The sequence below is a fragment of the Mesorhizobium sp. P2_B5 genome (assembly GCF_056404775.1).
Map to the genome: position 1 here is coordinate 409,476 of NZ_JBFUDJ010000001.1, position 23,819 is coordinate 433,294.

18 protein-coding genes are annotated in these 23,819 nt (G+C 64.6%); 5 read left to right on the top strand and 13 right to left on the bottom strand.

The window, feature by feature from the left end:
* Positions 1-154 precede the first annotated feature (154 nt).
* The 6 genes from AC1D1N_RS02155 to AC1D1N_RS02180 form a co-directional block, all read right to left on the bottom strand.
* A complete protein-coding gene (locus tag AC1D1N_RS02155; protein ID WP_477346299.1) occupies positions 155-550 on the bottom strand; it encodes an AGROH133_08824 family phage infection protein in 396 nt (131 codons plus the stop codon).
* 96 nt (positions 551-646) lie between these two features.
* A complete protein-coding gene (locus AC1D1N_RS02160; protein WP_477346300.1) occupies positions 647-1,342 on the bottom strand; it encodes an aspartate/glutamate racemase family protein in 696 nt (231 codons plus the stop codon).
* A gap of 106 nt (positions 1,343-1,448) precedes the next feature.
* Positions 1,449-2,783 (bottom strand): lysine N(6)-hydroxylase/L-ornithine N(5)-oxygenase family protein, encoded by a 1,335-nt coding sequence (locus AC1D1N_RS02165; RefSeq protein WP_477346301.1) that lies wholly within the window; start codon positions 2,781-2,783, stop codon positions 1,449-1,451.
* Positions 2,767-4,593, bottom strand: coding sequence for an IucA/IucC family protein (locus AC1D1N_RS02170; protein WP_477346302.1), 1,827 nt, complete (start codon positions 4,591-4,593; stop codon positions 2,767-2,769). The genes AC1D1N_RS02165 and AC1D1N_RS02170 overlap by 17 nt, the downstream gene beginning before the upstream one ends.
* A complete protein-coding gene (locus tag AC1D1N_RS02175) occupies positions 4,590-5,654 on the bottom strand; it encodes a GNAT family N-acetyltransferase (RefSeq protein ID WP_477346303.1) in 1,065 nt (354 codons plus the stop codon). The genes AC1D1N_RS02170 and AC1D1N_RS02175 overlap by 4 nt, the downstream gene beginning before the upstream one ends.
* Complete coding sequence (locus AC1D1N_RS02180) at positions 5,651-7,423, bottom strand: IucA/IucC family protein (protein ID WP_477346304.1); 1,773 nt, start codon at positions 7,421-7,423, stop codon at positions 5,651-5,653. The genes AC1D1N_RS02175 and AC1D1N_RS02180 overlap by 4 nt, the downstream gene beginning before the upstream one ends.
* Before the next feature lie 121 nt (positions 7,424-7,544).
* On the opposite strand from AC1D1N_RS02180, the gene AC1D1N_RS02185 reads away from it, so the two are divergent.
* A complete protein-coding gene (locus AC1D1N_RS02185) occupies positions 7,545-8,711 on the top strand; it encodes an MFS transporter (protein WP_477346305.1) in 1,167 nt (388 codons plus the stop codon).
* Between the two features lie 11 nt (positions 8,712-8,722).
* Here AC1D1N_RS02185 and AC1D1N_RS02190 read toward each other — a convergent pair whose 3' ends face one another.
* The 4 genes from AC1D1N_RS02190 to AC1D1N_RS02205 form a co-directional block, all read right to left on the bottom strand.
* Positions 8,723-10,009, bottom strand: a complete 1,287-nt coding sequence (locus AC1D1N_RS02190) for a RhtX/FptX family siderophore transporter (RefSeq protein ID WP_477346307.1) — start codon at positions 10,007-10,009, stop codon at positions 8,723-8,725.
* Complete coding sequence (locus tag AC1D1N_RS02195) at positions 10,006-10,356, bottom strand: hypothetical protein (protein WP_477346309.1); 351 nt, start codon at positions 10,354-10,356, stop codon at positions 10,006-10,008. Before AC1D1N_RS02195 ends, AC1D1N_RS02190 begins: the two co-directional genes overlap by 4 nt.
* A gap of 39 nt (positions 10,357-10,395) precedes the next feature.
* Positions 10,396-12,654 (bottom strand): TonB-dependent receptor, encoded by a 2,259-nt coding sequence (locus tag AC1D1N_RS02200; protein WP_477346311.1) that lies wholly within the window; start codon positions 12,652-12,654, stop codon positions 10,396-10,398.
* A 226-nt stretch (positions 12,655-12,880) separates the two neighbouring features.
* Positions 12,881-15,064: a primosomal protein N' gene (locus AC1D1N_RS02205; RefSeq protein ID WP_477346313.1), complete on the bottom strand. Its 2,184-nt coding sequence runs from the start codon at positions 15,062-15,064 to the stop codon at positions 12,881-12,883.
* An 89-nt stretch (positions 15,065-15,153) separates the two neighbouring features.
* Between AC1D1N_RS02205 and fsa the strand changes: the two genes are divergently transcribed.
* Positions 15,154-15,810 carry a fructose-6-phosphate aldolase gene (gene fsa, locus AC1D1N_RS02210; protein WP_181061482.1) on the top strand — a complete coding sequence of 219 codons (657 nt, stop codon included), beginning with the start codon at positions 15,154-15,156 and terminating at the stop codon, positions 15,808-15,810.
* A 219-nt stretch (positions 15,811-16,029) separates the two neighbouring features.
* On the opposite strand, the gene lptE is transcribed toward fsa, so the two are convergent.
* Positions 16,030-16,605, bottom strand: coding sequence for an LPS assembly lipoprotein LptE (gene lptE / locus AC1D1N_RS02215; RefSeq protein WP_477346316.1), 576 nt, complete (start codon positions 16,603-16,605; stop codon positions 16,030-16,032).
* Positions 16,592-19,219 carry a leucine--tRNA ligase gene (gene leuS, locus AC1D1N_RS02220; RefSeq protein ID WP_477346318.1) on the bottom strand — a complete coding sequence of 876 codons (2,628 nt, stop codon included), beginning with the start codon at positions 19,217-19,219 and terminating at the stop codon, positions 16,592-16,594. Before leuS ends, lptE begins: the two co-directional genes overlap by 14 nt.
* Positions 19,220-19,366: 147 nt before the next feature.
* On the opposite strand from leuS, the gene AC1D1N_RS02225 reads away from it, so the two are divergent.
* Together AC1D1N_RS02225 and AC1D1N_RS02230 are read left to right on the top strand one after the other, a co-directional pair.
* Positions 19,367-20,029, top strand: a complete 663-nt coding sequence (locus AC1D1N_RS02225; protein ID WP_477346320.1) for a YggS family pyridoxal phosphate-dependent enzyme — start codon at positions 19,367-19,369, stop codon at positions 20,027-20,029.
* 431 nt (positions 20,030-20,460) lie between these two features.
* The gene (locus AC1D1N_RS02230) at positions 20,461-21,510 is read left to right on the top strand and encodes an aldo/keto reductase (protein WP_436262381.1); all 1,050 of its coding nucleotides are present in this window, start codon (positions 20,461-20,463) and stop codon (positions 21,508-21,510) included.
* 49 nt (positions 21,511-21,559) lie between these two features.
* Here AC1D1N_RS02230 and AC1D1N_RS02235 read toward each other — a convergent pair whose 3' ends face one another.
* Positions 21,560-22,468 (bottom strand): LysR family transcriptional regulator, encoded by a 909-nt coding sequence (locus tag AC1D1N_RS02235; protein WP_436262382.1) that lies wholly within the window; start codon positions 22,466-22,468, stop codon positions 21,560-21,562.
* A gap of 125 nt (positions 22,469-22,593) precedes the next feature.
* On the opposite strand from AC1D1N_RS02235, the gene AC1D1N_RS02240 reads away from it, so the two are divergent.
* Positions 22,594-23,787 (top strand): MFS transporter, encoded by a 1,194-nt coding sequence (locus AC1D1N_RS02240; RefSeq protein WP_477346322.1) that lies wholly within the window; start codon positions 22,594-22,596, stop codon positions 23,785-23,787.
* Positions 23,788-23,819: the final 32 nt, after the last annotated feature.

Consider the following 23,819-nt stretch of genomic DNA (forward strand, 5'->3'; position numbering starts at 1 on the left):
ACGAAGACGCGGCTTCCGCTATCCCCGGCCGAAAGTCGATTGCCGTCTAGCACAGGCATTTTAAGACCGCAATGCGTCGTTCCGCATGCTTTTCAGGCACTATTGTCGCATCCGGCGGCAGAGTTCAACCAAAGCCTTCGGATTGCCCGCCGATTCAGGGCAGAAAGCCGAAGACGAAGGCGAGCGGCAGTGCGGCCAGCGCCAGCTCGACAATGATCGACGCCCAGTTGAAAGGCGTGTTCGCGCCATCCGACATCATCGACAGCAAACGGCCGAAAGCGGTGAACAGCCAGGAGAAGCCAAGCGCCATGTAGAGCCATGGCTGCGCCAAAAGAATGCAGCACAGGCTGACGCCGAGATAGAAGCCCGACATGCGGCCGCGCCCTTCGGCGATGGCCGCTGCCTTTTCCGGTCGAACCTGCAGCCTGAGGATGCGAAAGGCGAACCCCGGCGCGAGGAAGAATATGAGGCCCAGCGCCAAGGTGACGACGGCGCTCGACCACGCCAGCCATTCGCCCTGGCTGGTCGGCCACGGAAACGCAAACTCCATCTTTGTCCCCTCGCAAATGGCTCTCTGAAATCGCGAGCATTCTAGCGAAGGAAAGACTGCGCGCCAGATGGCGGTGGGCAGTTTAACAACGGCGCATCAAGAGAGCGCGAAATTGACCGCCGCCTCGGCATGGATGCGCGTGGTGTCGAACACTGGAATGTCGAAATCGCCTTGGCCGATCAGCATGGCGATCTCGGTGCAGCCCATGATGACGCCGTCAATCTTTTCATCGCGCCGCAAGCGGGTGACCTCGTCGAGGTAGGCCGCCTTCGATGGTGCGCTGACGATGCCCTGGCAGAGCTCGTCATAGATCACCCGATGCACCATGTCGCGGCCGGCCTGGTCCGGCACCATCGGCTCGAGGCCATATTTGTCGGCCAGCCGGCCCTTGTAGAAATCCTGCTCCATGGTGAAACGCGTCGCCAGCAGCGCCGGCCGTCTGACGCCGGCGCCCTTGACCGCCACTGCCGTGGCATCGACGATGTGGATAAGTGGAATGGACACCGCCGCCTGCACCTGGCCGGCGAGCTTGTGCATTGTGTTGGTGCAAATCAGCAGCCCCTCGGCGCCGCCCGCCTCCAGCTTACGCGCGGCATCCGCCAGAAGCACGCCCGCACCGTCCCAGTCGCCGTGATGCTGCCGCTCGGCGATCTCGGCGAAGTCGAAGGAATGGAGCAGCAGCTTTGCCGAATGCAGCCCGCCCAATCGCTCGCGCACAATCTCGTTGAGCAGGCGGTAGTAGATGGCGGTCGATTCCCAGCTCATGCCGCCGAGCAGGCCAAGGGTTTTCATACGCTGAAACTCCAGCAGGACCGAACAATCTCTCTCACAGAAAAGCTTTGCAGGTCGATGTCAACCTGAAGGCGAGCCGAACCGCCCTACGGCCCACGCCCAAATGTCAGCGCGCACCCGATTCGGTCATCCTCGCACTGGTGCCGAGGTGATGCAGGCTTTGTGCCGTATGCCTCGAACTCCAGGCAACCGGCGGGTCGGGCAAATCGAGATCGAAATGTGCCCTCCCGAGCAGTGAATTGACGATCTTGGCGCTGCGCCAGGCCATCAGGCTGAGCTGCGGCTCGGCTATGCCATGGCTGAGCCGGCCGGCATTGAGCGCGTAGATGCGCCGGTCATCCGGCCCGTCCCACTCAACCTCGAAGCTGGCGTTGAGCCGGTAGTGGCCGCGCTCGTCCAGCGCGATCCTGTCCATCAGCGGCGCCATGCAGTCGGGAATCGCAAAGGCATAGCCGGTGGCCAGCACCACCGCATCGACGGTACGCGTCTCGATGGCGCCGTCGAAGCCGTTGCGCATGATCAGCCGGTATTCACTGCCTTCCCGTGTCACGTTCAGCACTTCGCGGTGCGGCGTCATGTTGACCGCCGTCATCTCCTCGGAAAGATGCCGCAGCGTGTAAAGCCGGCGGTAGATCGCCTTCAGCGTGCTCGTCGATGCGCCGTCGCCGGCAAGCAGCTGCTGTTCCAGGATGGTCTCGCGCCGCCCTTGCGGCAGCCGATGGAAGTTTTCCACATAGCCCGGCGTAAAGAGCTCGTCGGTGAAGGGCGAGTCGTCCAGCGGCAGGAAATTTGGCCGCATCGAGATCCACTCGATCTCGCGGCCGGCAAAGCGGTCGGAGGAGATCAGATGCAGCAGCACTTCGGCGCCGCTCTGGCCACCGCCGATGACGGCAATACGCTGCCCGGTCAGGCGATTGAGACGGTTGGTGGCCTGGGCGTTGTGGAAGCATTGGTCGGAGGCCGCCGCTCGCGCCCAGGCAGGGATGTTGGGCTTCAGCCCGACGGCAATGGCAAGATTGCGCGCGCTCACCTCCTCGCGGCCAATACGGAGCCTGAAATTCGTTCCGTCGAAGTCGATCTGATCGACGGCACTGGCAAAGCGCAGCGAAGACAGGTTCTCGCCGACCCATGCGAGATAGCGGGCGAATTCCGGCCGCGGGATGGCGGAGAAATCCGCGTTGAGAAACTCGTAGAACCGCTTCTGCGCGACCAGATAGGACATGAACGACCATGGACTGGTCGGATGCGTCGCGGTGACGAGGTCCTTGAGAAAAGACGTCTGCAGTTCGACGCCCGGCAGCATCATGCCGGGGTGCCATTCAAGCCGCGTCGCCCGGTCGAAGAAGCGCGCTTCGACGCCGTCCACCGCATCGAGATGGGCGGCGAGGCTGAGGTTGAACGGCCCGATACCGATGCCTGCGAGGTCAAGTGCTTGGGTCATGGCGAACTCCTTCTGGAGCTGGCTGGGCTGATGGGAGGTCGCCGGGCTGACTCGGGTTGAGCGGATTGTCGAGCGGTGTGCCGAGGTCGGGCAGAGGGCGTTCGCCGCTATCGCCATAGCCGATCGCGAACCGCACCTTGTTGATGGCGATGCGCGGGATTTTTGGCGCAAACAGATCGAAAAGCGCGAACCGGTCCGCCAGTTCAGGATTCTGCACCTGGTAGCGCCGGATGGCGCCGGCGAGGATGCCGTAGAACGTCCTCTCGTCGAAGCGGTCATAGGCGACCAGCGCCTCGGACAGAAAGCGCAGGACGCTGACGATGTGGCCGGTCTGCAAATGCTGGAGAAGATGCGCCGGCGGCCGGCGCTTCAGCGTCGACAGGATTTTTGGGTCGAGGCCGGCAAGTTCGGGAAACGGCTGGTCGACCAGGTCAAGGTCGCCCTGAAAGTCCTTGACCGCCACGCCGACAGGCGTCGCTCCGTCGAGGATGATCGTGACGTTCTGGCCATGGGCGATGAAGCCGACGCCGTAGCGGCACATGAAGTGGTAGAGCGGCACGAAGACCGTGGAGAACAGGCGGTCCAGCCATGCCTCCGGACCAAGGCCGGATTGTTCGATCAGGGCGCTGGCGATCGGCCGGCCATGGGCGTCGCGCTGCGGCAAGGCGCCCATCATCATCGGGCGCTGGCCCGTGGCCAGATCCTTTTCGGGGCTTTCGCGCCAGATGGCGCCCAGCATCTCGCAAAACTGATAGGGCGCGCCATCAACGCCGGTGTAGTGCGGATGCGGATAGAAGGCGCCGGCGACTTCCCTTAAGACCTTGACGTTCTTGAGCACCGGGTCCGCGGCCGCCACCGTGGCCAGCCAGCGCGACAGATCGGCGCCGATCTCCATGTATTTTCCGGGCACCCCGCGCCAGGCCGAGGTGTTGAGGATGGTCAGCGGCAGCTTGACGTGCAGCGCCTCGGGCCGTGCCGCATTGGCAAGTGTGCGCAGCGACTGCAAGGGCAGGAACGGGTCGCCGAACGGGCCAAGCGGCACCAGCCGGCCGGCGGCAATCTCGCCACCATATTGCGAGGCGATCATCGCCTGCCATTGCCAGGGGTGCACCGGCAGCAGCCTGTGCGTCGACCGCGAGACCCCAGCGGCGGTGAAGGCCGTTTCGAGCCTTGCGCGCTCCTCGCCACCGAGTGCGGCCTGCAGCAGCGCCTCTTCGTCAAGCCCGCTGTCGAGCGCCAGCTGACAACGGTCGCGTGCGGCGGCAAGCCAGAAGAGCTGGACGGCCGCGACGGATTCAGGCGCGTAGCGCTCGAAATCCTCCCGCCCCCAGCCGAGCCGGCCCTTGTTGGCAGGCGCCTTCGGATGGCCGTCGAGCAAGGCCTGCAACTCGGTGTCCGGCAGCGCCGCAAGCTCGGCCGCCGGTCGGCTGCCGCGCGCCTTGGCAATGCGCATGTCGGCCATCAGCGTGTTGTAGAGTTCCTTCGCATAGGTGCAGAACGTTGCCGGCGACATGCCAAGCGTCTCGCGTGCGTCGGCGAAGAAGGCGACCGCATCGTCGACCGGCAGCTCGATGCCGGCATCGCGGGTCAGCGTCTCGGGGCGGACGGCGATCTGGCCCCATATGCGCCGTGTTGCGGCAAAACGATAGGTCACGCCGGGGCCGGGCGTCAGCTCCCATCGGCCGGGCAAAAGCTCGCGCGGCGAAAGGCACTCCTCGAAGGTCAGTTCGGAAATGGCCTTGGCGACCGCCTCGCGGTTGACCGCGGTCCAGCGTGTCCCCGCCTTGGCGATCGGTTGCTGCACCGTCACAGCGGCACCTCGCGGAAGAAGCGCTCGCGCTCGCAGCAGACCAGCGCCGCGCGCTTGTGCGGAAAATCGAACTCCTTGACCTTGTCGTAGGCGGCATCGGCGCAATAGCTCAGCATCTTCTGGTGCGCCGCGCGCGGCTCGCCGACGATGCGCTGCGTGCGCGGCTCGTCCAGGAACAGATAGTGGGTAACGGAACGGAACAGAGCCAGTGTCTTCGGCCGGCCGAGATGGCGCGTATTGCCGATCAACCCATGCCAGCCACGGTCCCAGTCGAGCGGCTCGTAATAGGGCCCGAGCCGATCCTCCTTGGCCCAGTAGAACTCGAAATAGCCGGTTGGCTCGCCGTCGAAACTGGCGATGACGCCGAAGATGTGCGGATCGCTTTCCTGCTCGGCGAGATATTTGTCGAGCTCCTCATGGCTCTGGGCAAGCTCCCAGAAAAAGGCGACACGGCCATCGTTCATCCAGCGATGGAAGAGATCGAGATCGGTCCGGCGGTCGATCGGACGCAGCGACACGGTGAGGCCGATCTCGGCAATCCAGCGCTCGTACATCGGGCCGCAGGGACGCGGCTGACGCAACGGCGGCAGTCGGTCTTCCGGGCCGATCGCGGTCGTCAGCGCCGGATAGGTGGAATGCGAGGCCTGGCTGCGCCACAAGAGCGGCAGCTGGCGCAGGACCGAGCGATGGATGATCGCGCGTTCCGGTTCACCCGCTGCCGCCTCGGTGGCCAGCGTCGAAACCGGCCACAGCGTCTTGGCAACCGGCAGGAAAGCGCGGTCGAACGAGGGATGCAGGCGCAGCGCGGCTTCGACCAGACCCGCCAGGATCTGCGGTTGGTCGAGACGTCCGCCGGCGAAGGCGACGTCATCGATCAGCAGGCGGCCATCCGCGACGGAGATGCGGGCCTGTCCGGCCGCTGTTCCGTCAGCATCGACCAAGCTGACATGGCCATCGCCGGCACGGATGGCGAGCGGCTCCGCGGCCGAGGCCAAATGCTGCCATCCTTCGTTGCCGGCAGCGGTGGCGGGCGACCAGTTTTTCGCAGCCTCGATGTTCATGCGTACTCTCTCACATGCAGGGGGTTGGGAAGCTCGACGTAACCGGCCAGCGGGTCGGTCACTTCGGTGTTCTCGTTGATGTCGCGCAGGGCGATCAGGAAATTGCCTTTGGCGGCTAGTGTCGGCGCGTTGAGCAGATAGTCGACGCAGGACCGGTCGGCCATCGGCGTGGCGGCCAGCCGCTCGAGCGAACGGCGGAATATCACCAGCAGGTCGTCTTCCCTGGCGAGGCCAGCGGCGGCAAGCGCTGCGATGGCGGCGAAGGCGCCGTTGACGATCAAATAGTAGCCGAACAGCTTCGCGGCTGCTTCCGCCGGGAAGACATGATCTCCCGCCCGACCGGCCTCGGGCAGGAATTCGCGCAGCCTGGGCAGGAATTCCTCGACATAACCGGTGCCCTGGCAGTCGCGGAAATAGAGCGCATTCGGCCAGCCTCCGGAAAGGCCGACGACAAGGTTCTGCTGGTGGGCGCCGAACAGCAGGCCGAATTCCGAGAAGGCAACGATAAAAGGCTCGATTGCGGTTTCGAGGAAACGCTGAAGCCACTGACGCGCCGTTTCCTCGACAGGTCTCTTCTCGTCGCGGGCGATGCGGCGGATCAGGTCGGACAGATGGCTCTCGCTACAGCCGGGATGGCGCTCGCAAAGCGCGCCGAGAACGGCAGCCCGCGGGCTGCCCGTGCCGCGGAACGGATTTTCGCGAAACGAGACGATGGTGTCCGTCATCAGCCGGCCGTCCTCGTCGCGCAGGCCGAACCAGCCCGGCTCGCCCAGCACCGTCATGGTCGGGCAGCGGGTCTTCAAGGCGTCGCCAAGTTTGCCCTTGACCAGCCGGTGCACCGAAAGGCCGCGCCGGCATTCGTGTTCCTCAACGATGCGCCGGGAGTTGGTCAGGCGCAGGCTGAGCGAGAATTTCAGCATCCACTCGGTTTCAGCTGAATGAACCGTACGCAGCGAGGTCGTGGCCCGCCATGCTGGCCCGCCGAGCCCGAGATCGACGATACGGCCGGCGCGGAACAGGCTTTCGACGCGGTCTTCCAGCATCAGCCGCGCCGCCTGCCACGGATGCATCGGAACGAGAACCTTGCCTTGCTCCCGGCTGGCTCGGGCGAGCAGCTGCGCATCGCTGACGGCGAGCCCGCGGGCCATCTCGGTGATTTCAAGCGGTTCGACACTGCCGCCGGCGAGTATGGCCGGGTCGACGGCCCACCAGCGCAGTTTGAACGCTTTGCCGTATTCGTGTCCGAAGCGCTCGGAATCCGTCTGCGTGAATTCTTCGCGGCTCATCGGCGCCGGATGCACGGCGTGGCCAAAACGCAGCGCGCTCTCGGCTTCGATGAAATCCGGATCGCGTTCGGAGAAGGGCCGCGACGATCCGCGGGCCGCAGTCGCCTCTGCGATCGCGGCGATGCTGGCCAGGCTGCGGCGCAGGAAAGTCAGCCGGCTTTTCGGTGTCGCCCGGCCGGCAATGTCTGGCTCCGCCAGGATCAGCGCCAAAAGGCTGAAAAGGTCAAGCTCGGTCGCTTCGCCATCGGCATCGAGCCGCCAGAGCGGCATCGCGAAATCGTGGTAACCGACCTTCGAGCGATGCCGCGCCTCGACAAGCACCGCTGCGAGCGAGGCAGGGAAATTCAGGCGCAGCACATTCGCCTGCGGCCGGAACAATCCGGTTTGGCTCGCGTCGATGAATTCCCAGCCATCCCATTCCCGCAGCAACGCGTTGAGGAACGGGCTTAATGCAGAGGAAGCTTCTGGTCTTATTCGCTCCATACCCGTCCTCATACACTCTGAACGATATTGCATCTACAGGATATTATACTTTTATAGATTCAATATTTCTATTGATCATCTAATAAAAATAAGAAATAAGCTTTTCGTTGTGATGAGCAATATGAAAAAACGATCTTCGCTTCTGCGCCGCCTGGCAATCGCGGTCTCCGCGATCGGCTTCGGCCAGTCGGCCTTCGTGTCGCTCGTTCCCCTGGTGATGGAGCGGCTGAGGCTCGACACATTTGCCGTCGGCGCGGCAACCGCTGTCGGCGCGGCGGCGTTCCTGGTCGGCTCGCCGCTGTGGGGCCGCATGGGCGAACGGCTTGGCCACGCCAGGCTGTTGCGCCTGCTTGGCCTCGCCATGCTGGCCGGTCAGGCGGTGTTCGCCATGCTGCTGACAGCCGGGACCAAAGCCGCGCTCGGCATCGCCCTGCTGATGCTCTCGCGCTTCGTCTACGGCTTCGCCGCATCGGGCGTCATGCCGACTGCGCAGGTCTGGGCCAGCCGCTCGGTTGCCGACGACCGGCGCCAGGCCGCGTTGGGGCTGCTCGGCGCCGGCGTCAGCATGGGACGGCTGGCCGGCGCGCTGCCGGCGGCGGCTGCCGTGCTGTCGCCGCTGCTGCCGCCCATCCTGTTCCTGTTCAGTCCGCTGCTGCTGTGGCTCGCGCCGGGCAGAGAGCAAAGCGGCGGACAGAGCGATGCCAAGGCGGCCGATGCCGGCCGCGGAATATCGCCCTTCGATCGCCGCGCTCTGCCTTGCCTGGCGATCGGCTTGTGCCTGACGCTGGGCTTCGGACAGGTGCAGATGATGCTCGGCCCCATGGTCCAGCAGCGTTTCGCCCTTGGCGCGGCGCAGGCGACGACGGTGACCGGCCTCGCTTTGATGCTGGTGGCCATCGTCATGGTTCTGATTCAGGGGCTGGTCGTAGCCCGCCTGCGGTTGGCGGAGCGCAACAGTGTTGTCGTCGGCTGCGTCCTGGTTTGCGCCGGCATGACGATACTGGCCGTCACGGCCAGCCATATCGTCTCGGCAGCGGCCCTGGTGGTTGCGGCCGCCGGCATAGCGCTGGCGACGCCCGGCTACACCGCCTGGCTGATGAAGCGCCTGGAGCCCGCCGAGCAAGGCGCCGCGGCCGGCTGGCTCACCAGCACCCATGTGCTCGGCCAGAGCATCGGCGCATTGGCCGGCGGCTTTGCCTTCACGCTCTGGCCCTTTGCGCCGCTGGCCGGCTGCGCGGCGCTGGCGCTGGCCGCCGCCTGTCTCGCCGCCATGCTTCGCAAGCACTAGCCAAACCGCGCTCATTCGGCGACCTCCGGCAGCGGCTGCCTCGGAGCGCCCGGACGGGCTTTTGCGGCATCGGCAAAATGGGCGTTCAGCATGCGATAGGTCGCCATCACGGCAATGGCCGACAGCACGGTCGCCAGGGTGAACAGCGCGGCGTAGCCGAGCATGTCGGCGAGGCGCCCGGCAACCATGGAGCCGACGAGGTAGACGATGAGCTGGGCGCAGGACAGGATGGTGAAATCGGTGCCCGGCTGGTCCGACGAGGTAACAGTCATGAACAGGCTGTAGAGCGCCACGATCTCCATGTAGCGCACCAGCGTCTGCAGGAACGAGGCGCCGAAGATCGGCCAGAAGCCGGCAATGGCGCCGAAAGCATGCAGCGCGAAGATCAGGAAGCATAAGGTGCGCAGCGCGCCGAGCAGCCCGAGCACCGAAGCGGCGCCCCTTTTGTGCAGCAGCCACGCTGCCAGCGCCGAGCCGCCGAGCCCGACGGTGAGCGCGGCACCGCCCGAGAGGTAACCGATGATGTCGAGCGGCACGCCGGCATCGACGAGATAGGAACCCTCCATCGACTTCACCAGCCCTTCGCTGGCGCGGTAGATGAGTGCGATCCAGAGGATCTGGCGCGCCTCGGGCCGGCGCAGGAAGCGCAGGATGGAGGGGCGGCTTATGACCGGCTGCGGCGCGCTGGCGACGGGATCCGTCTCGCGCATGGCGAAGGCGGCGAACAGCGGTATGACGGACAGCGCGGCCACCATGGCCACCATGGTCTGCCAACCGGCATGATGATAGGCCAACAGGCCGAGCGTGCCGCCGAGAACGACACCGAGCGCCACGGCGCCGCCCTGGATCGCATTGCCGATCGGCCTGTCCTTCGGATCGAGATATTTGGCTGCGTAGCCATCGGTGGCGATGTCCTGCGTCGACATCAGCAGGCTCACGACAAGGCCGACGGCAAAGATACCGGTGACATCGGTCGGCTCGATCCACAGCATGGCGGCGATGCCGGCGATGACGCCGATCTGGGTGATGATGACCCAGCCGGCGCGATGCGCGCGGGCCAGCGGCCGGAAGCGGTCGACCAGCGGCGCCCACAGGAATTTCAACACCAGCGGCAGCATCAGCAGCGCCATCATGCCGATGGCGGTGCGCGAGACGCCCTGCTCGCGCAGGATCGGCGGGATCGCCGCCGCGAACAGATAGCTCGGAATGGCCTGCGCCAGATAGAGGCAGGCCAGGACGACGAAGAGCCGCAGGCGCGAAAGCCCGGCAGGCGCCGGTCGGTCGGCGTCGCCGCTCATTTGGCATGTCCCTTCGGCGCGTAGCCGCTCAGGAAGGCGTCGGCCTCCGCCCGGCTGCGGGTGACGAGCACCGGAAAGCCGAGCAGGCTTTGCCAGACGCGCTGCATGTTCGCGTCGGCCGCGGGGCGCACCAGCGCGCAGGCGCGGCAGACCTTTTCGAGCCGCTCGTGTTCTGCCTTGTACCAGAGGTTTTGCGCCTTGCGCTGGGTGTCGCTTAGCGCGATCTCGATGCCGATATCGACCAGCAGCACGAACGGCTCTTGTTCCAGCGAAAGGCGGCCGAGCGCCTCGACATAGGCCCCGCCATCCGCCGGATCGGCGGGAGCCTCTGCCAGCAGCGAGACCAATGCACCGTTTCGTTGGAGAGACACCGCCATCGCCGCCCCTCAGAAGGTGATCTGGTAGGACAGCGCGACCGAACGTCCCAGACCGGGAACGTCGGCACCGCGCGTCGCCGATGCGGAAGGGTTGATGTAGTAGGTGTCGAACACGTTGCGCACCGCAAGGTTCAGCACGGTCTCATTGGCGAACTTCTTCGAGACGGCGAGATTGACCAGCGCGGCACCGTCCAGTTCCTGGGTGGCGATGCGGTCGCGGCCGGAAAACAGCTCCAGCTCGCTGCGCAGGGTCAGCTCGTTCTCGAAATGGGTCGTGAGATAGACCAGCCCCTTGTAGGTCGAGGGAATGCGGTTGTTGGGCAAATATTCGTTGGCTTCGATGTGGCCGTCGCGATCCGCATCGTATTTGCCTTCGACATAGCCGACCGATCCGCCAAGCGTGAACATGCCGCTGAGGTCGGCCTCGATATTGGCTTCGACGCCCCAGATGCGTTCCTTCTGCTGCGACACCCGGTTGTTTGCGATGTCGTAGCTGACGCCGTTGTCCGAGGTCGACAGATAGGTGCTGACGCCACCACGATAGTCGCCCCAGTCGCCGCGCAGGCCGGCTTCCCAAGTGTTCACCAGCTGGGGTTCCGGTGCGATATCGGCATAGCTGATCGCATAGTCCGGCGCATTGGTGCACGGCAGCAGCGGCCTGATGGCCGTGCCGTAGGCGTCGCAGGTTTCAGCGTTGGAGTTCAACCCGGCGCGGCGGGTGAAGCCGCCAATGTCGGTCAGGCTGTAGCCTTGCGAAAAATTGCCGAAAAGCTGCATCCTTTCGGTCAGGTCGTAGACGGCGCCGACATTGAAGGTGACGGCGTTGTAGTCGAACAACCCGCCGGTCACCCGGATCGCCGGCAGGCCGATGATGTTGCTGCCAAGCAGGACGGCTGCGGCGGGCCGGGTGAAATCCTCGACATTGAGGTAGAACTGGTCGAAGCGCGCCCCGCCGCTGATGCGAAAACGATCCGTCACCGGAATTTCGCCCTGCGCAAACAAGGCGACCGAGTTCTGGGTCGTGGGCGAGATGGCGTCCTGACCGTTGGTCAGCTGTTGATCGGTGGCATCGAAGACGTAGTCGGCGCCCCAGGTCAGCGTGCTGCCCTCCTTTATGAAGTCCATCGGCGTGTTGACGGTCAGATTGACGCCGCTGCGCCGTGACTGCAGCGCCGTCTGGTTGAAGTCGGCCGTCGGGTCCGTGCCCGGCGGCAGGATCACCGGCCGCGTCGGGTTTGTCGGCAGGTAGACCTGGCTGTTGACGGCAGAGAATTTGGTGAAGGGCGACTGCTTGAAGATGTCGTTGTAGAACGCCTTGACCTCGAGGTTTCCGAGCGCGAAGTCGCTGTCGGTGTATTTGGCGGTCAGGTATTTCGAATCTTCCTTCAGCGGCTTGCCTTCATAGGGATCGCCGAAATCCGGGGAGACAGGATTGGTCGTGTAATCGGTGAACCAGTCCGGCTTCTGGTTGGCATAGGTCCAGTCGACACTGACCTCAAAGCGCCGCGCATCGAACTGATAACCGGCCACGCCGAACAGATTGCCCGTGCCGGTGCGGTCGCCGCCGCCTTGCCCAAGCATGGCGTCGGAAGCCATCTCGTTGCCGTGGCCGTCATAGGTGCGGCGCGACAGATCGCCGGAGGCCGAGAAGAAATAGTCGAAATCGCCTTTCTTGCCCTCGACCGAAACGCTGGTGCTGGGCCCGGCCGATTTGCCGGTATTCTCGGTGAAGGCGGTGACGCCGGTGCGCACCGTCACCTTCGGCTTGTCGCTGTCGCCGCGCTTGGTGATGAAGTTGATCGTGCCGCCGGTGGCGCCGGCGCCATAGAGGCTGGACGCACCGTTGATGACCTCGATGCGCTCAACCGAATTCAGGTCGATCATCGACAGGATGCGTGACACGTCACGCAGCGGCGTGTTGCGCGGCACGCCGTCGACCATGATGAGCACGCTGCGCCCGCGGAAGGTTTCCGAGGCGCCCGAAATGGTCTGGTTGCGTGGCGCGTAGCCGGGGACGATGCGGCTGATCAGGGTCGCGGCGTCGATGTTCTCCTGCGCAGCTTCCTCGACCTGTTCCCGTTCCACGACCTGGACAGACTGGGCAACGCTGGAAATGGACCTTTCATTGCGGCCGGTGACCAGGATCTGGTCGAGCACGGTGGCTCCCTGACTATCCGTTGGGGTGGCCTCCTGGGCGAATGCCGCGCCTGCCAGGATCGACGAACCCAAAGCCGATGACCAGAGAAGTGAAATATAAAATCTGCGCATGCTGCCCCCAACCATGCCCTGGTCCCCAGTGCCAAAGCGGAAAGGCCCAGTTATAATTCATGATAAAACGAGTCAACATTTATTTTATGAGTTTTTTGATCAGGATTACTCAGCAAACGAAACGGCAGTCAGGTATATGAGCCACGCGCATTTTAGCGTATGCTAAGATACTGAGCTTTCTTGACAAAACGACTTCGGGGCGCCGCCGCGGGGCGTTAGCCTTTGCTTACAAAAAGCTTTGCGGGTCGATGTCGACCTGTACGCGGACCGAGCCGCGTTGCTTCGGCCCTTCAGCCAGCATGGTGCGGATGAAGCCTTGCATGTCGGCCCGTCGCTCGCCCTGGATCAGCAAGCGGAAGCGGTGGCGCCCGCCAAGCAGGGACAGCGGCGCCTCGGCCGGGCCAAGCACGAACAGGTCGCTGGCCTGGGGTGCTGCGCGGCGCAAACCACGAGCGTGGCCTTCGGCCTCCGCCCGCGTCACCGCGCTGACAATGACGCCGGCGAGCCGGCCGAAAGGCGGCAGGGCCGCCCGTTCGCGCTCGGTGATCTCACGTTCGTAAAACGCCTCGGCGTCGCCCGAGACGATCGCCCGCATCACCGGATGGTCCGGCTGAAAAGTCTGCAGCAGGCCGAGGCTCTTCTTGCCGGTGCGCCCCGCGCGGCCTGTCACCTGGCTGAGCAACTGGAAGGTGCGCTCGGCAGCGCGCGGATCGCCATTGGCGAGACCCAGATCCGCATCGACGACACCGACCAGCGTCATGTTGGGGAAGTTATGCCCTTTGGCGACCAGCTGCGTGCCGATGACGATATCGGCCTCGCCATTGGCGATGGCCTCCAGCTCCAGCCGCAGCCGCCGCACGCCGCCCATCAGGTCGGAGGACAAGACGATGGTGCGCGCGTCGGGGAAATGCGCCACAACCTCTTCGGCGATGCGCTCGACGCCCGGCCCACAGGCGACAAGATGGTCGAGCGTGCCGCATTCGGGACAGGCCTCCGGCCGCTTTTCATTGTGCCCGCAATGATGGCAGACAAGCTGGCCGCGAAAGCGGTGCTCGACCAGCCAGGCCGAGCAGACCGGGCAGCCGAAGCGGTGGCCGCAGACCCGGCACAGCGTCAGCGGCGCATAGCCACGCCGGTTGAGGAACAGCAGCGACTGTTCTTTTTTCTCCAGCGTGCGCTGCATCTGATCGATCAGCAGCGGCGACAGGAAGCCGCCGCGCGCCGGCGGCGCGCGCCGCATGTCGATGGTCTTGAGGTCGGGAAGGGCGGCCTCGGCAAAGCGCGCCGAAAGCACCGCCCTGCTGTAGCGGCCCTGCTGCGCATTGACCCGGCTTTCGACGGACGGCGTCGCTGATGCCAGCACCACCGGAAAGCTGCTGATATGGCCGCGCACCACCGCCATGTCGCGGGCATTGTAGAAGACGCGGTCCTCCTGCTTGTAGGCGGGGTCGTGCTCCTCGTCGACGACGATGAGGCCGAGCTCGCGGAACGGGAGAAACAGCGCCGAGCGCGCGCCGGCGACGACGCGCACGCCGCCTTCCGCCACTTGCCGCCAGACCTTTTCGCGCATTCTGGGCGGCAGGTCGGAATGCCATTCGGCCGGCTTGGCGCCGAAGCGCTGCTGGAAGCGTTCGAGGAAGGCATGCGTCAGCGCGATTTCCGGCAACAGGATCAGCACCTGCTTGCCCTGGTCGAGAGCCGCCGCCACCGCTTCGAAATAGACCTCCGTCTTGCCCGATCCGGTAACACCGTCCAGAAGCGTCACGTTGAAAGCACCGGCCGCGACATTGGCGCGCAGCATGGCGGCCGCATCAGCCTGGTCCGGCATAAGCTCCGGCAGGGCGTAAGAGGCATCGGGCGCTGCGACCACCGGTCGCGGCGGGATCATCACCGTCTCGAACACGCCTTGCGCCTTGAGCCCCTCGATCACCGTCGACGACACGCCTGCCGCATGCGCCAACCCGGATCGCGTCCAGGCGAGGCCACCTTCCGCCGTCTCCAGCACGCGTGTCCTGGCGTCCGTCATCCGATCGGGCATGAGAAGCGTCCGCTGCAGACCCTCGATCCATGGTTCGGGATCGAACGCCTCCGGCGCCCTGAGCAGCATGCGCGCCACCATGCCGGGCGGCGACAGCGTGTACTGCGCGATCCAGTCGACGAAGCGGCGCATGCCGCGGTCGATCGGCGGGCAGTCGAAAACCTGCTCGATCGGCCGCAATTTCTTCGCGTCGACCTGTTCGGTCAAGCCGTCCCAGACGATGCCGGCAACCTGGCGCGAACCGAGCGGCACGCGCACGATCGAGCCCGGCACCACGCGCATGCCGGCAGGCACCGCATAGGTGTAGGGCCGTTCGGCGGGCATCGGCACCAGCACCGGCGCGGCTGCGACAAAGAGCGAATCTTCGATCATCGGGCGTGACCTTGCCCCGACTTTGGTCTAGATCAAAGGGCAACCCCGAATGTGCATGACCTGCACATGGAAATCTTTCAGGAGACCCCATGAAATTTTTTGTCGACACCGCTGACATCAAGGACATCAAGGAACTGAACGACCTGGGGCTGCTCGACGGCGTTACCACCAATCCCTCGCTGATCCTGAAATCCGGCGGCAAGATCGCCGATGTCACCAAGCAGATCTGCGACATCGTCAAGGGCCCGGTTTCGGCCGAGGTCGTCGCCACCGAATACAAGGACATGATGGCCGAGGCCAAGATCCTGGCCAAGATCGCCGACAACATCTGCATCAAGGTGCCGCTGACGCTGGACGGCCTGCGCGCCTGCAGGACGATCCGCACCGAGATGAACCGCTTGGTCAATGTGACGCTGTGCTTCTCGGCCAACCAGGCGCTGCTCGCCGCCAAGGCCGGCGCCTCCTTCATCTCGCCCTTCGTCGGCCGCGTCGACGACACCGGCGCGAACGGCATGGAGCTGATCGAGGAAATCCGTCATATCTACGACAATTATGATTTCGACACCGAAATCCTCGTCGCATCGGTTCGCACCGTGAACCACGTCAAGCAGGCGGCCCTGATCGGCGCCGATGTCGTTACCGCGCCGGCAGCGACGCTCAAGGCGCTGGTCAAGCACCCGCTGACCGACAAGGGCCTCGAGCAGTTCCTCGCCGACTGGGCCAAGACTGGCCAGAAGATCGGCTGAGACCAAGCTTCGATATCAACAAAAAGGCCGGGAAACCGGCCTTTTTTATTGCGATCCGCATATTGGGGAACGCTCAGAGACCATTTCGAAATTCGCTCTGGCGAGTCATATGGTGGTGGTTTCGAGAACCGGAGCGCAGCGGACATTTCGGTCCGTGAGCACCGGAAGCGCAGAAAACGCCATCAGATGACCGCCGGAGTAGAATTTCCAAACGGTCTCTCAGGCCTTTTTGCCGTGCCTGACCAGATCCTGGGCGACCGACAGGCTCACCATTTCGGCCAGTTCGCGCGCGGCGCGGTTCTCGGCGTCGAGCTGCGCACGGTAGGAAGCGAACTCCTGCCTTGGCTTGTCGAAGGATGACGGGATCGAGCGCTTGCCGGTGGCGATTACCGCGCCGGTCTTGGCATCGGTCAGCACATAGTTCGCCGTCAGCGTCACCGTGCCTGCGGTCGGCTCATCCTCGTCGGTCTGGACCTGCACCACAGCGGCCGATTCGACCAGTTCGGTGACGCCGAGATCGAGCATGTAGACCGGCGCTGGCGGCTCGCCGGCGCCCTGGCCAAAGGCAAAGATCAGATTGTTGCGGACCTGCTGGGCATAGCGGGTCTTGACCGGCTTGACCGCGATCGACGCCAGTTCGGCTGAAGCGCTGACGGTCGAGCCCGCCGTCAACGGCGCACTGGAATAGAGCGGCCTGACCGTGCAGGCCGAAACCAGCGCTATCGAGGCGACCATGCCGTACAGCGCGGCGCGGCGCAGCAAATGCGTCGTCTTTTCCAGATCAGGCAACGACATTGACGATCCTCTGCGGCACGATGATCACCTTGCGGGGCGCCTTACCTTCCAGCGCTTTTTGCACGAAGTCGAGGGCCAGCACCGCTTTTTCGACCGCACCTTGGTCCGCGTCGCGGGCAATTGTCAAATCCCCACGCTTCTTGCCGTTGACCTGGACCGGCAGCACGATCTCGTTGTCGACGACCAGCGCCGGATCGTAGACCGGCCACGGCCGTTCGGCGACCAGATCGGTGCCGCCCAGCGTGTGCCAGCACTCCTCCGCCAGATGCGGCATGACCGGCGCAACCACATGCACCAGGATCTCCACGGCCTCGCAGCAGGCGCCTTTGAGAGCTGCATCGGCCTTGCCCTCGGCGACGTCATTGAGCGGCGTGGTCAAGGCGTTGGCCAGCTCGTAGATGCGGGCGATGGCGCGGTTGAAGCCGAGCTTCTCGATGTCCTCGCCGATGGCCTTCAGGATCTTGTGCGCGGCCTTGGAAACGGCGCCGGCCTCGCCTTCCTTCGCCGCCTGCGGCTTGACGCCGTCGAGCGTCTCGGCGGCGATCGACACCAGGCGCCAGACGCGCTGGATGAAGCGGTGCGCGCCGGCGGCGCCATCGTCGGTCCATTCGACGTCGCGCTCCGGCGGCGAATCCGACAGCATGAACCAGCGCGCGGTGTCGGCACCGTAACCGTCGGTGATGTCTTCCGGGCTCACCGTGTTCTTCTTCGACTTCGACATCTTTTCGAGCGAGCCGATCGCCGCCTCTTCGCCGGTGGCGATCTCGATGGCGCGGCGCTTGCCGCCGGCATCCTCGATCCTGACCTCACTTGGCGACAGCCAGCGTCCATTGGTCGAGGCGCCGCCGACGCGGTAGGTCTCGTGCACCACCATGCCTTGCGTGAACAGGCCCTTGAACGGCTCGGCGAGATCGAGATGCCCGGTCTCGCGCATGGCGCGGGTGAAGAAGCGCGAATAGAGCAGATGCAGGATCGCGTGCTCGATGCCGCCAATATACTGGTCGACCGCCAGCCAATCGTCGGCAGCCTTGGGTTCGGTCGGTTCGTTGGCCCAGGGCGCGGTGAAGCGCGCGAAATACCAGGACGAATCGACGAACGTGTCCATCGTGTCGGTCTCGCGCCGTGCGTCCTTGCCGCATTGCGGGCATTTGACATGCCGCCAGGTCGGGTGACGGTCGAGCGGATTACCGGGACGGTCGAACTCGATGTCGTCGGGCAGTTTGACCGGCAGGTCGGCCTTCGGCACCGGCACCACGCCGCAATCCTCGCAATGGATCATCGGGATCGGGCAGCCCCAATAGCGCTGGCGCGAAATGCCCCAGTCGCGCAGGCGGAAGTTCACCTTGCGCTCGGCCATCGGCCGGCCACCGATGCTTTTCTGCTCCAGCAGCTTCGCCACTTCGTCGAACGCCTGCTCCGGCTTCATGCCGTCGAGGAAGCGCGAATTGATCATCACGCCGTCATCGACATAGGCCTCTTCCGTGATCTGGAAGGTCTTTGCGTCGGCATCTTCCGGCATCACCACCGGGGTCACCGGCAGGCCGTATTTGTTGGCGAAGTCGAGGTCGCGCTGGTCGCCCGACGGGCAGCCGAAAATGGCGCCGGTGCCGTATTCCATCAGCACGAAATTGGCGACATAGACCGGCAGCGTCCACGAGTCGTCGAACGGATGGACGACGCGGATCCCGGTGTCGAAGCCCTTCTTCTCGGCCGTCTCCAGTGCGGCCACCGACGTGCCCATATGGCGCACTTCGTCGATGAACTTGGCCAGCTCGACATTGGTCTCCGCCGCCTTTTTGGCCAGCGGATGATCGGCGGCAACTGCCATGAAAGAGGCGCCGAAGATGGTGTCGGGCCTGGTCGTGTAAACTTCCAGCTCGTGCGTGTCGCCAACGGGTGCTGCCAGCGGCCAGCGGATCAGCAGCCCTTCGGAGCGGCCGATCCAGTTCTGCTGCATCAGCTTGACCTTTTCCGGCCACTCGCCGAGACCGTTCAGCGAATCCAGCAGATCCTGCGCATAATCGGTGATCTTGAAGAACCACTGCGTCAGCTCACGCTGTTCGACCAGGGCGCCGGAGCGCCAGCCGCGCCCGTCGATGACCTGCTCGTTGGCGAGCACCGTCATGTCCTCCGGGTCCCAGTTGACCTTGGAGGATTTGCGCGTCACCAGCCCCTTCTCGACGAAATCGAGGAACAGCATCTGCTGGCGGTGGTAATAGTCGACGTCGCAGGTGGCGAATTCGCGCGCCCAGTCCAGCGACAAGCCCATCATCTTGAGCTGTTCGCGCATGGCGGCGATGTTGGCGTAGGTCCATTCCTTGGGATGGACCTTGTTCTGCATCGCCGCATTTTCGGCCGGCATGCCGAAGGCATCCCAGCCCATCGGGTGCAGCACGTTGAAACCCTTGGCCCGCTTGTAGCGCGCCACCACGTCGCCCATCGTGTAGTTGCGGGTATGGCCGATATGGATCTTCCCCGAAGGATAGGGAAACATCTCCAGCACATAGTATTTCGGCTTCGGGTCGTCATTGTGCGCTTCGAACAGCTTCTTTTCGGCCCAGGCTTTCTGCCATTTGGGCTCTGACGCGCGCGGATTGTATCGTTCGGTTGCCATCGGATGATTTTCACTTAAAAGCAGGCGCAAGCCGCCGGACAAGGCCCGGTGGCCGAGGTAAATGTCGTCGCGGTGTTCACCATGGATTGCCGGACCCGTCAACTGCGGCGAGCCGGCGAGGGCTAGAAAGACAGGCAGGATATAGGCATGGCCAGCGCCGTCGAACAGTTTTTCGCCGTCAAGACAAGGATCGCCACTGCAGAGCGCGAAGCCGGCCGCGACGCCGGTTCCGTGACGCTGGTTGCCGTGTCGAAGACTTTTGAGGCCGACGCCATCCGCCCCGTCATCGAAGCCGGCCAGCGCGTCTTCGGCGAAAACCGCGTCCAGGAGGCGCAGGCCAAATGGCCGGCACTGAAACAGGAATTCCCCGACATCGAGCTGCACCTCATCGGCCCGCTGCAGTCGAACAAGGCGAAGGAAGCGGTTGCTTTGGCCGACGTCATCGAGACCGTCGACCGCGAGAAGATCGCCGCCGAACTTGCCAAAGAGATCACCAGGCAAGGCCGGACGCCAAAACTCTATGTCCAGGTCAACACCGGTTCGGAGCCGCAAAAGGCCGGCATCGAGCCGCGTGACGCCGTCGCCTTTGTTGCTCATTGCCGCGACATTCACGGGCTGGCCATCGAAGGCCTGATGTGCATCCCGCCGGCGGACGAAAACCCCGGACCGCATTTCGCTTTGCTGGAAAAGCTGGCGCGCGAGGCCGGCGTCGCCAAACTGTCGATGGGCATGTCCGGCGATTATGAAACAGCCATCGCCTTCGGCGCCACCAGCATCCGGGTCGGCTCGGCGATCTTCGGCAGCCGGTAGGTCCATTTCCGCCATACGCGATTGGCCGCGTCGACAGAACCTTCGTCATCCTGGGGCGGAGCAAGGAGCGAAGCGACGCGGCGTAGACCCCGGGATCCATGCCGGGACTTCAGAGCGCCGCTGCAGTGAAGAATTTCTGCTCCGTCGCGCCCTTTGGCCAGGGTCGCGGCATGGATCCTCGGGTCTTCGCGACGCCGCTTCGCGGCTGCTCCGCCCGTGGATGACGAAGTGAGAAATGTTTCGGTCAACCTCCAAAGTTCCAGGAAACCATGGGCCGCGGGTCGGCGCCGGTCACATTTATTTCATCGCCCCACCGACAAGTGGCGAACCTATGATGCCAGCTACGAAAGGTTCATTGCGCCACGACTGGAAACGAAACGGACCGTTCCTATATGGGGTGTGCCTTCACCAAATCTTCTGGAGCCGCCACCATGCGCTACAACCAACTCGGAAATACGGGGATGTTCGTCTCCGAACTCTGCCTCGGCACCATGACTTTCGGCGCCGCCGGCGAGAATGCCCAATGGGGCCTCATCGCCAGTCTCGACCAGAAGGGCGTCAACGACATCGTTGCCCGCTCCATCGCCGCCGGCGTCAATTTCTTCGACACGGCCGACGTCTATTCGTTCGGCCAGTCCGAGCGTCTGCTCGGCCAGTCGCTCAGGGATCTCGGTGTCAAGCGCTCCGACGTCATCATCGCCACCAAAGTCCACGGCGCCATGGGCCAGGGCCCGAACGAGCGCGGCTCGTCGCGCGGCCACATCATGGATTCGGTCGACGCTAGCCTGGAGCGGCTGCAGCTCGACCATATCGACCTCTACCAGTTGCACGGCACCGACACGGTGACGCCGATCGACGAGACGCTGCGGGCGCTGGACGATCTCGTCGCCAGCGGCAAGGTTCGCTATGTCGGCGTCTCCAACTGGCAGGCCTGGCGCATCGCCAAGGCGCTGGGCATTGCCGAGCGCAAGGGCTTTTCCCGCTTCGAGACCATCCAGTCCTATTATTCGATCGCCGGCCGCGACCTCGAGCGCGAGATCGTGCCGCTCATCAACGAGGAGAAGCTCGGGCTGATGGTGTGGTCGCCGATGGCCGGTGGCCTGCTGTCGGGCAAATACGGCCCCGGCGCGCCCGGCAATGGCGAAGGCCGCCGCGCCGCCTTCAACTTCCCGCCGGTCAATGAGGATCGCGCCTGGGCAGCTGTCGCCGTCATGCGCGACATCGCCAAGAAGCACGACGTCAGCGTCGCCACCGTGGCGCTCGGCTATGTCCTGGCAAAACCTTTCGTGATGAGCGTCATCATCGGCGCCAGCCGCATGGAGCAGCTGGAACAGAACCTTGCCGCGGCCGATGTGAAGCTCGACGTCGACGATCTCGCCAAACTGGACGAGGTCAGCGCGCTGCCCTCCGAATATCCCGGCTGGATGCTGGAGCGTCAGGGCGCCGGCCGCCGCCCGGCGCCATTCGTGCCGAAGAGGTAGGCGCATCTCGGCCTGATGCCTCGGGAGCCATTTGGCTCCCGAACGTCTGTCAGGCCATCCGCACGCTCTCAACCAGAAAGTCGAGAAAGGCCCGCACCCGTGCCGGCAAATGCCGGCCCTGGCCGACATAGACGGCGTGGCTAGGCTCCTCGTCGCCCGGATTGAAATCCTCCAGCAGCCCCGTCAGCCGGCCCGCCGCAATGTCATCAGCCACATGCCAATGTGCCAGCCGGGCGATGCCGGCGCCGGCAACCGCCATCAGCCGCATCGACTCGCCATCGCTGACCACCGTGTTTCCCATTATCGGCACCGTGACGGCGTTGCCGGCTGCGTCGACGAACTGCCAGCCATCGACATGCCGGACAAAGCCGAAAGCCATGCGATTGTGCCGGTCGAGATCGGCAGGTGTCAGTGGCGTGCCATGTGTGACTAGGTAGGACGGTGCTGCAACGACCACCATCCGACATTGCCCGAGCTTGCGCGCCACCAGCCGCGATTCGCCGAGCGGACCGGCGCGGATGGCGACGTCGGCGCGCTCCTGCATCAGGTCGATGACGCTGTCGGTCAGCACCAGATCGACCGAAATCTCAGGATAGCGTTCGAGGAAGCGCGGCAGCAGCGGGATCAGCCGGTGCACCCCGAAGGGCACATAGCTGTTGACGCGCAGCCGTCCGCGCGGTGCCGCACCCACGGCGGCCTCGCGTTCGGCCGCCGCCATGTCGGCCAGGATGCGCAGCCCGCTGTCGTAGAAGGCCGTCCCTTCCGGCGTCAGCTGCAGCTTGCGCGTCGAGCGGCTGACCAGCCGCGCCCCGAGCCTTGCCTCCAGCCGCGCTATCAGTTTGCTGACCGCCGACGGCGTCATGCGCAACGCGCGAGCGGCAGCCGAAAAGCTGCCCGCCTCGACAACGCGCACGAACACTTCGATCTCGCCGGAGCGGTTGATGTCGGGCCTGGCCATCTGTGAATCTATTTCACAGGAAATATGCCTAAGGCAAGTCTGGTTCACAAGGCGTGGGTGTACGATCTCTTGGGTCGGGGCGCGGATTGGACAAGGCGCTCATCGTCTTGGAAGTGGAAACCGCCATGCCTCTTGCTCTCTATGCCCTCGCCGCCGGTGCCTTCGGCATCGGTGTCACCGAATTCGTCATCATGGGCCTGCTGATCGATGTCAGCAAAGATCTCGGCGTCTCGATCTCGGCCGCCGGCCAGCTGATTTCAGGCTATGCACTTGGCGTCGTCATCGGCGCGCCGCTTTTGACCATCGCCACCGGCAATTGGCCGCGCAAGACCGTGCTCTTGGCGCTGATGGCCATCTTCACCCTCGGCAACCTCGCCTGTGCGCTGGCGCCCGACTACTGGACGCTGATGGGCGCCCGCATCATCACCGCCTTTGCCCACGGCACCTTCTTCGGCGTCGGCTCGGTGGTCGCCACCGGCTTGGTCGCGCCCAACAAGAAGGCCTCGGCGATCGCGCTGATGTTCACCGGCCTGACCATCGCCAACATTCTCGGCGTCCCCTTCGGCACATGGCTCGGCCAAGCCTTCGGCTGGCGCGCCACCTTCTGGGCAGTAACCCTGGTCGGTTTGGCAGCCTTCGCCGTCATCCTCCTTCTGGTGCCGCGCAGCCAGACGCCGCCCGAGAAGACCAATTTGCGAGCCGACCTCGCCGTGCTGCGCCGCACGCCGGTGCTGCTCGGCCTTGCCACCACCGTGCTCGGCTATGCCGGAGTCTTCGCCGTCTTCACCTACATCGCCCCATTGCTGACCGAGATCAGCGGCTTCAAGGAAGCGGCCGTGTCGCCGATCCTGCTCGTCTTCGGCGGCGGTCTCATCGCCGGCAATCTGCTTGGCGGCAAAGTCGCCGACCGCTGGCTGGTACCGGCGGTGCTCGGCAGCCTCGTGGTGCTGGCGCTGGTGCTGGCAACCATGACCTTTGCCGTCCACAGCCAGGTCCTGGCCGTGATCTATGTCGGCCTGCTGGGTGCCGCAGCCTTCGCCACCGTGGCACCGCTGCAGATGTGGGTGCTGGAAAAGGCGCAAGGTGCCGGCCAGAGCCTCGCCTCGTCCTTCAACATCGCCGCCTTTAATCTCGGCAATGCCGCCGGCGCCTGGCTCGGCGGCGCGGTGATTGCCCATGGCCTCGGCCTCGGCTCGCTGACCTGGGTCGCCGCCTTGCTGCCGGTCTCGGCACTCGGCGTCGCCGCCCTGGCGCTGCGCCTCGACAGAAACGGCGAGCGATTGGTGCCGGCCGCCGTCTGCCCAAGCGCCGCGGAGTGACCGTAGCTCCGAAACATTCCTACCTCGACAGA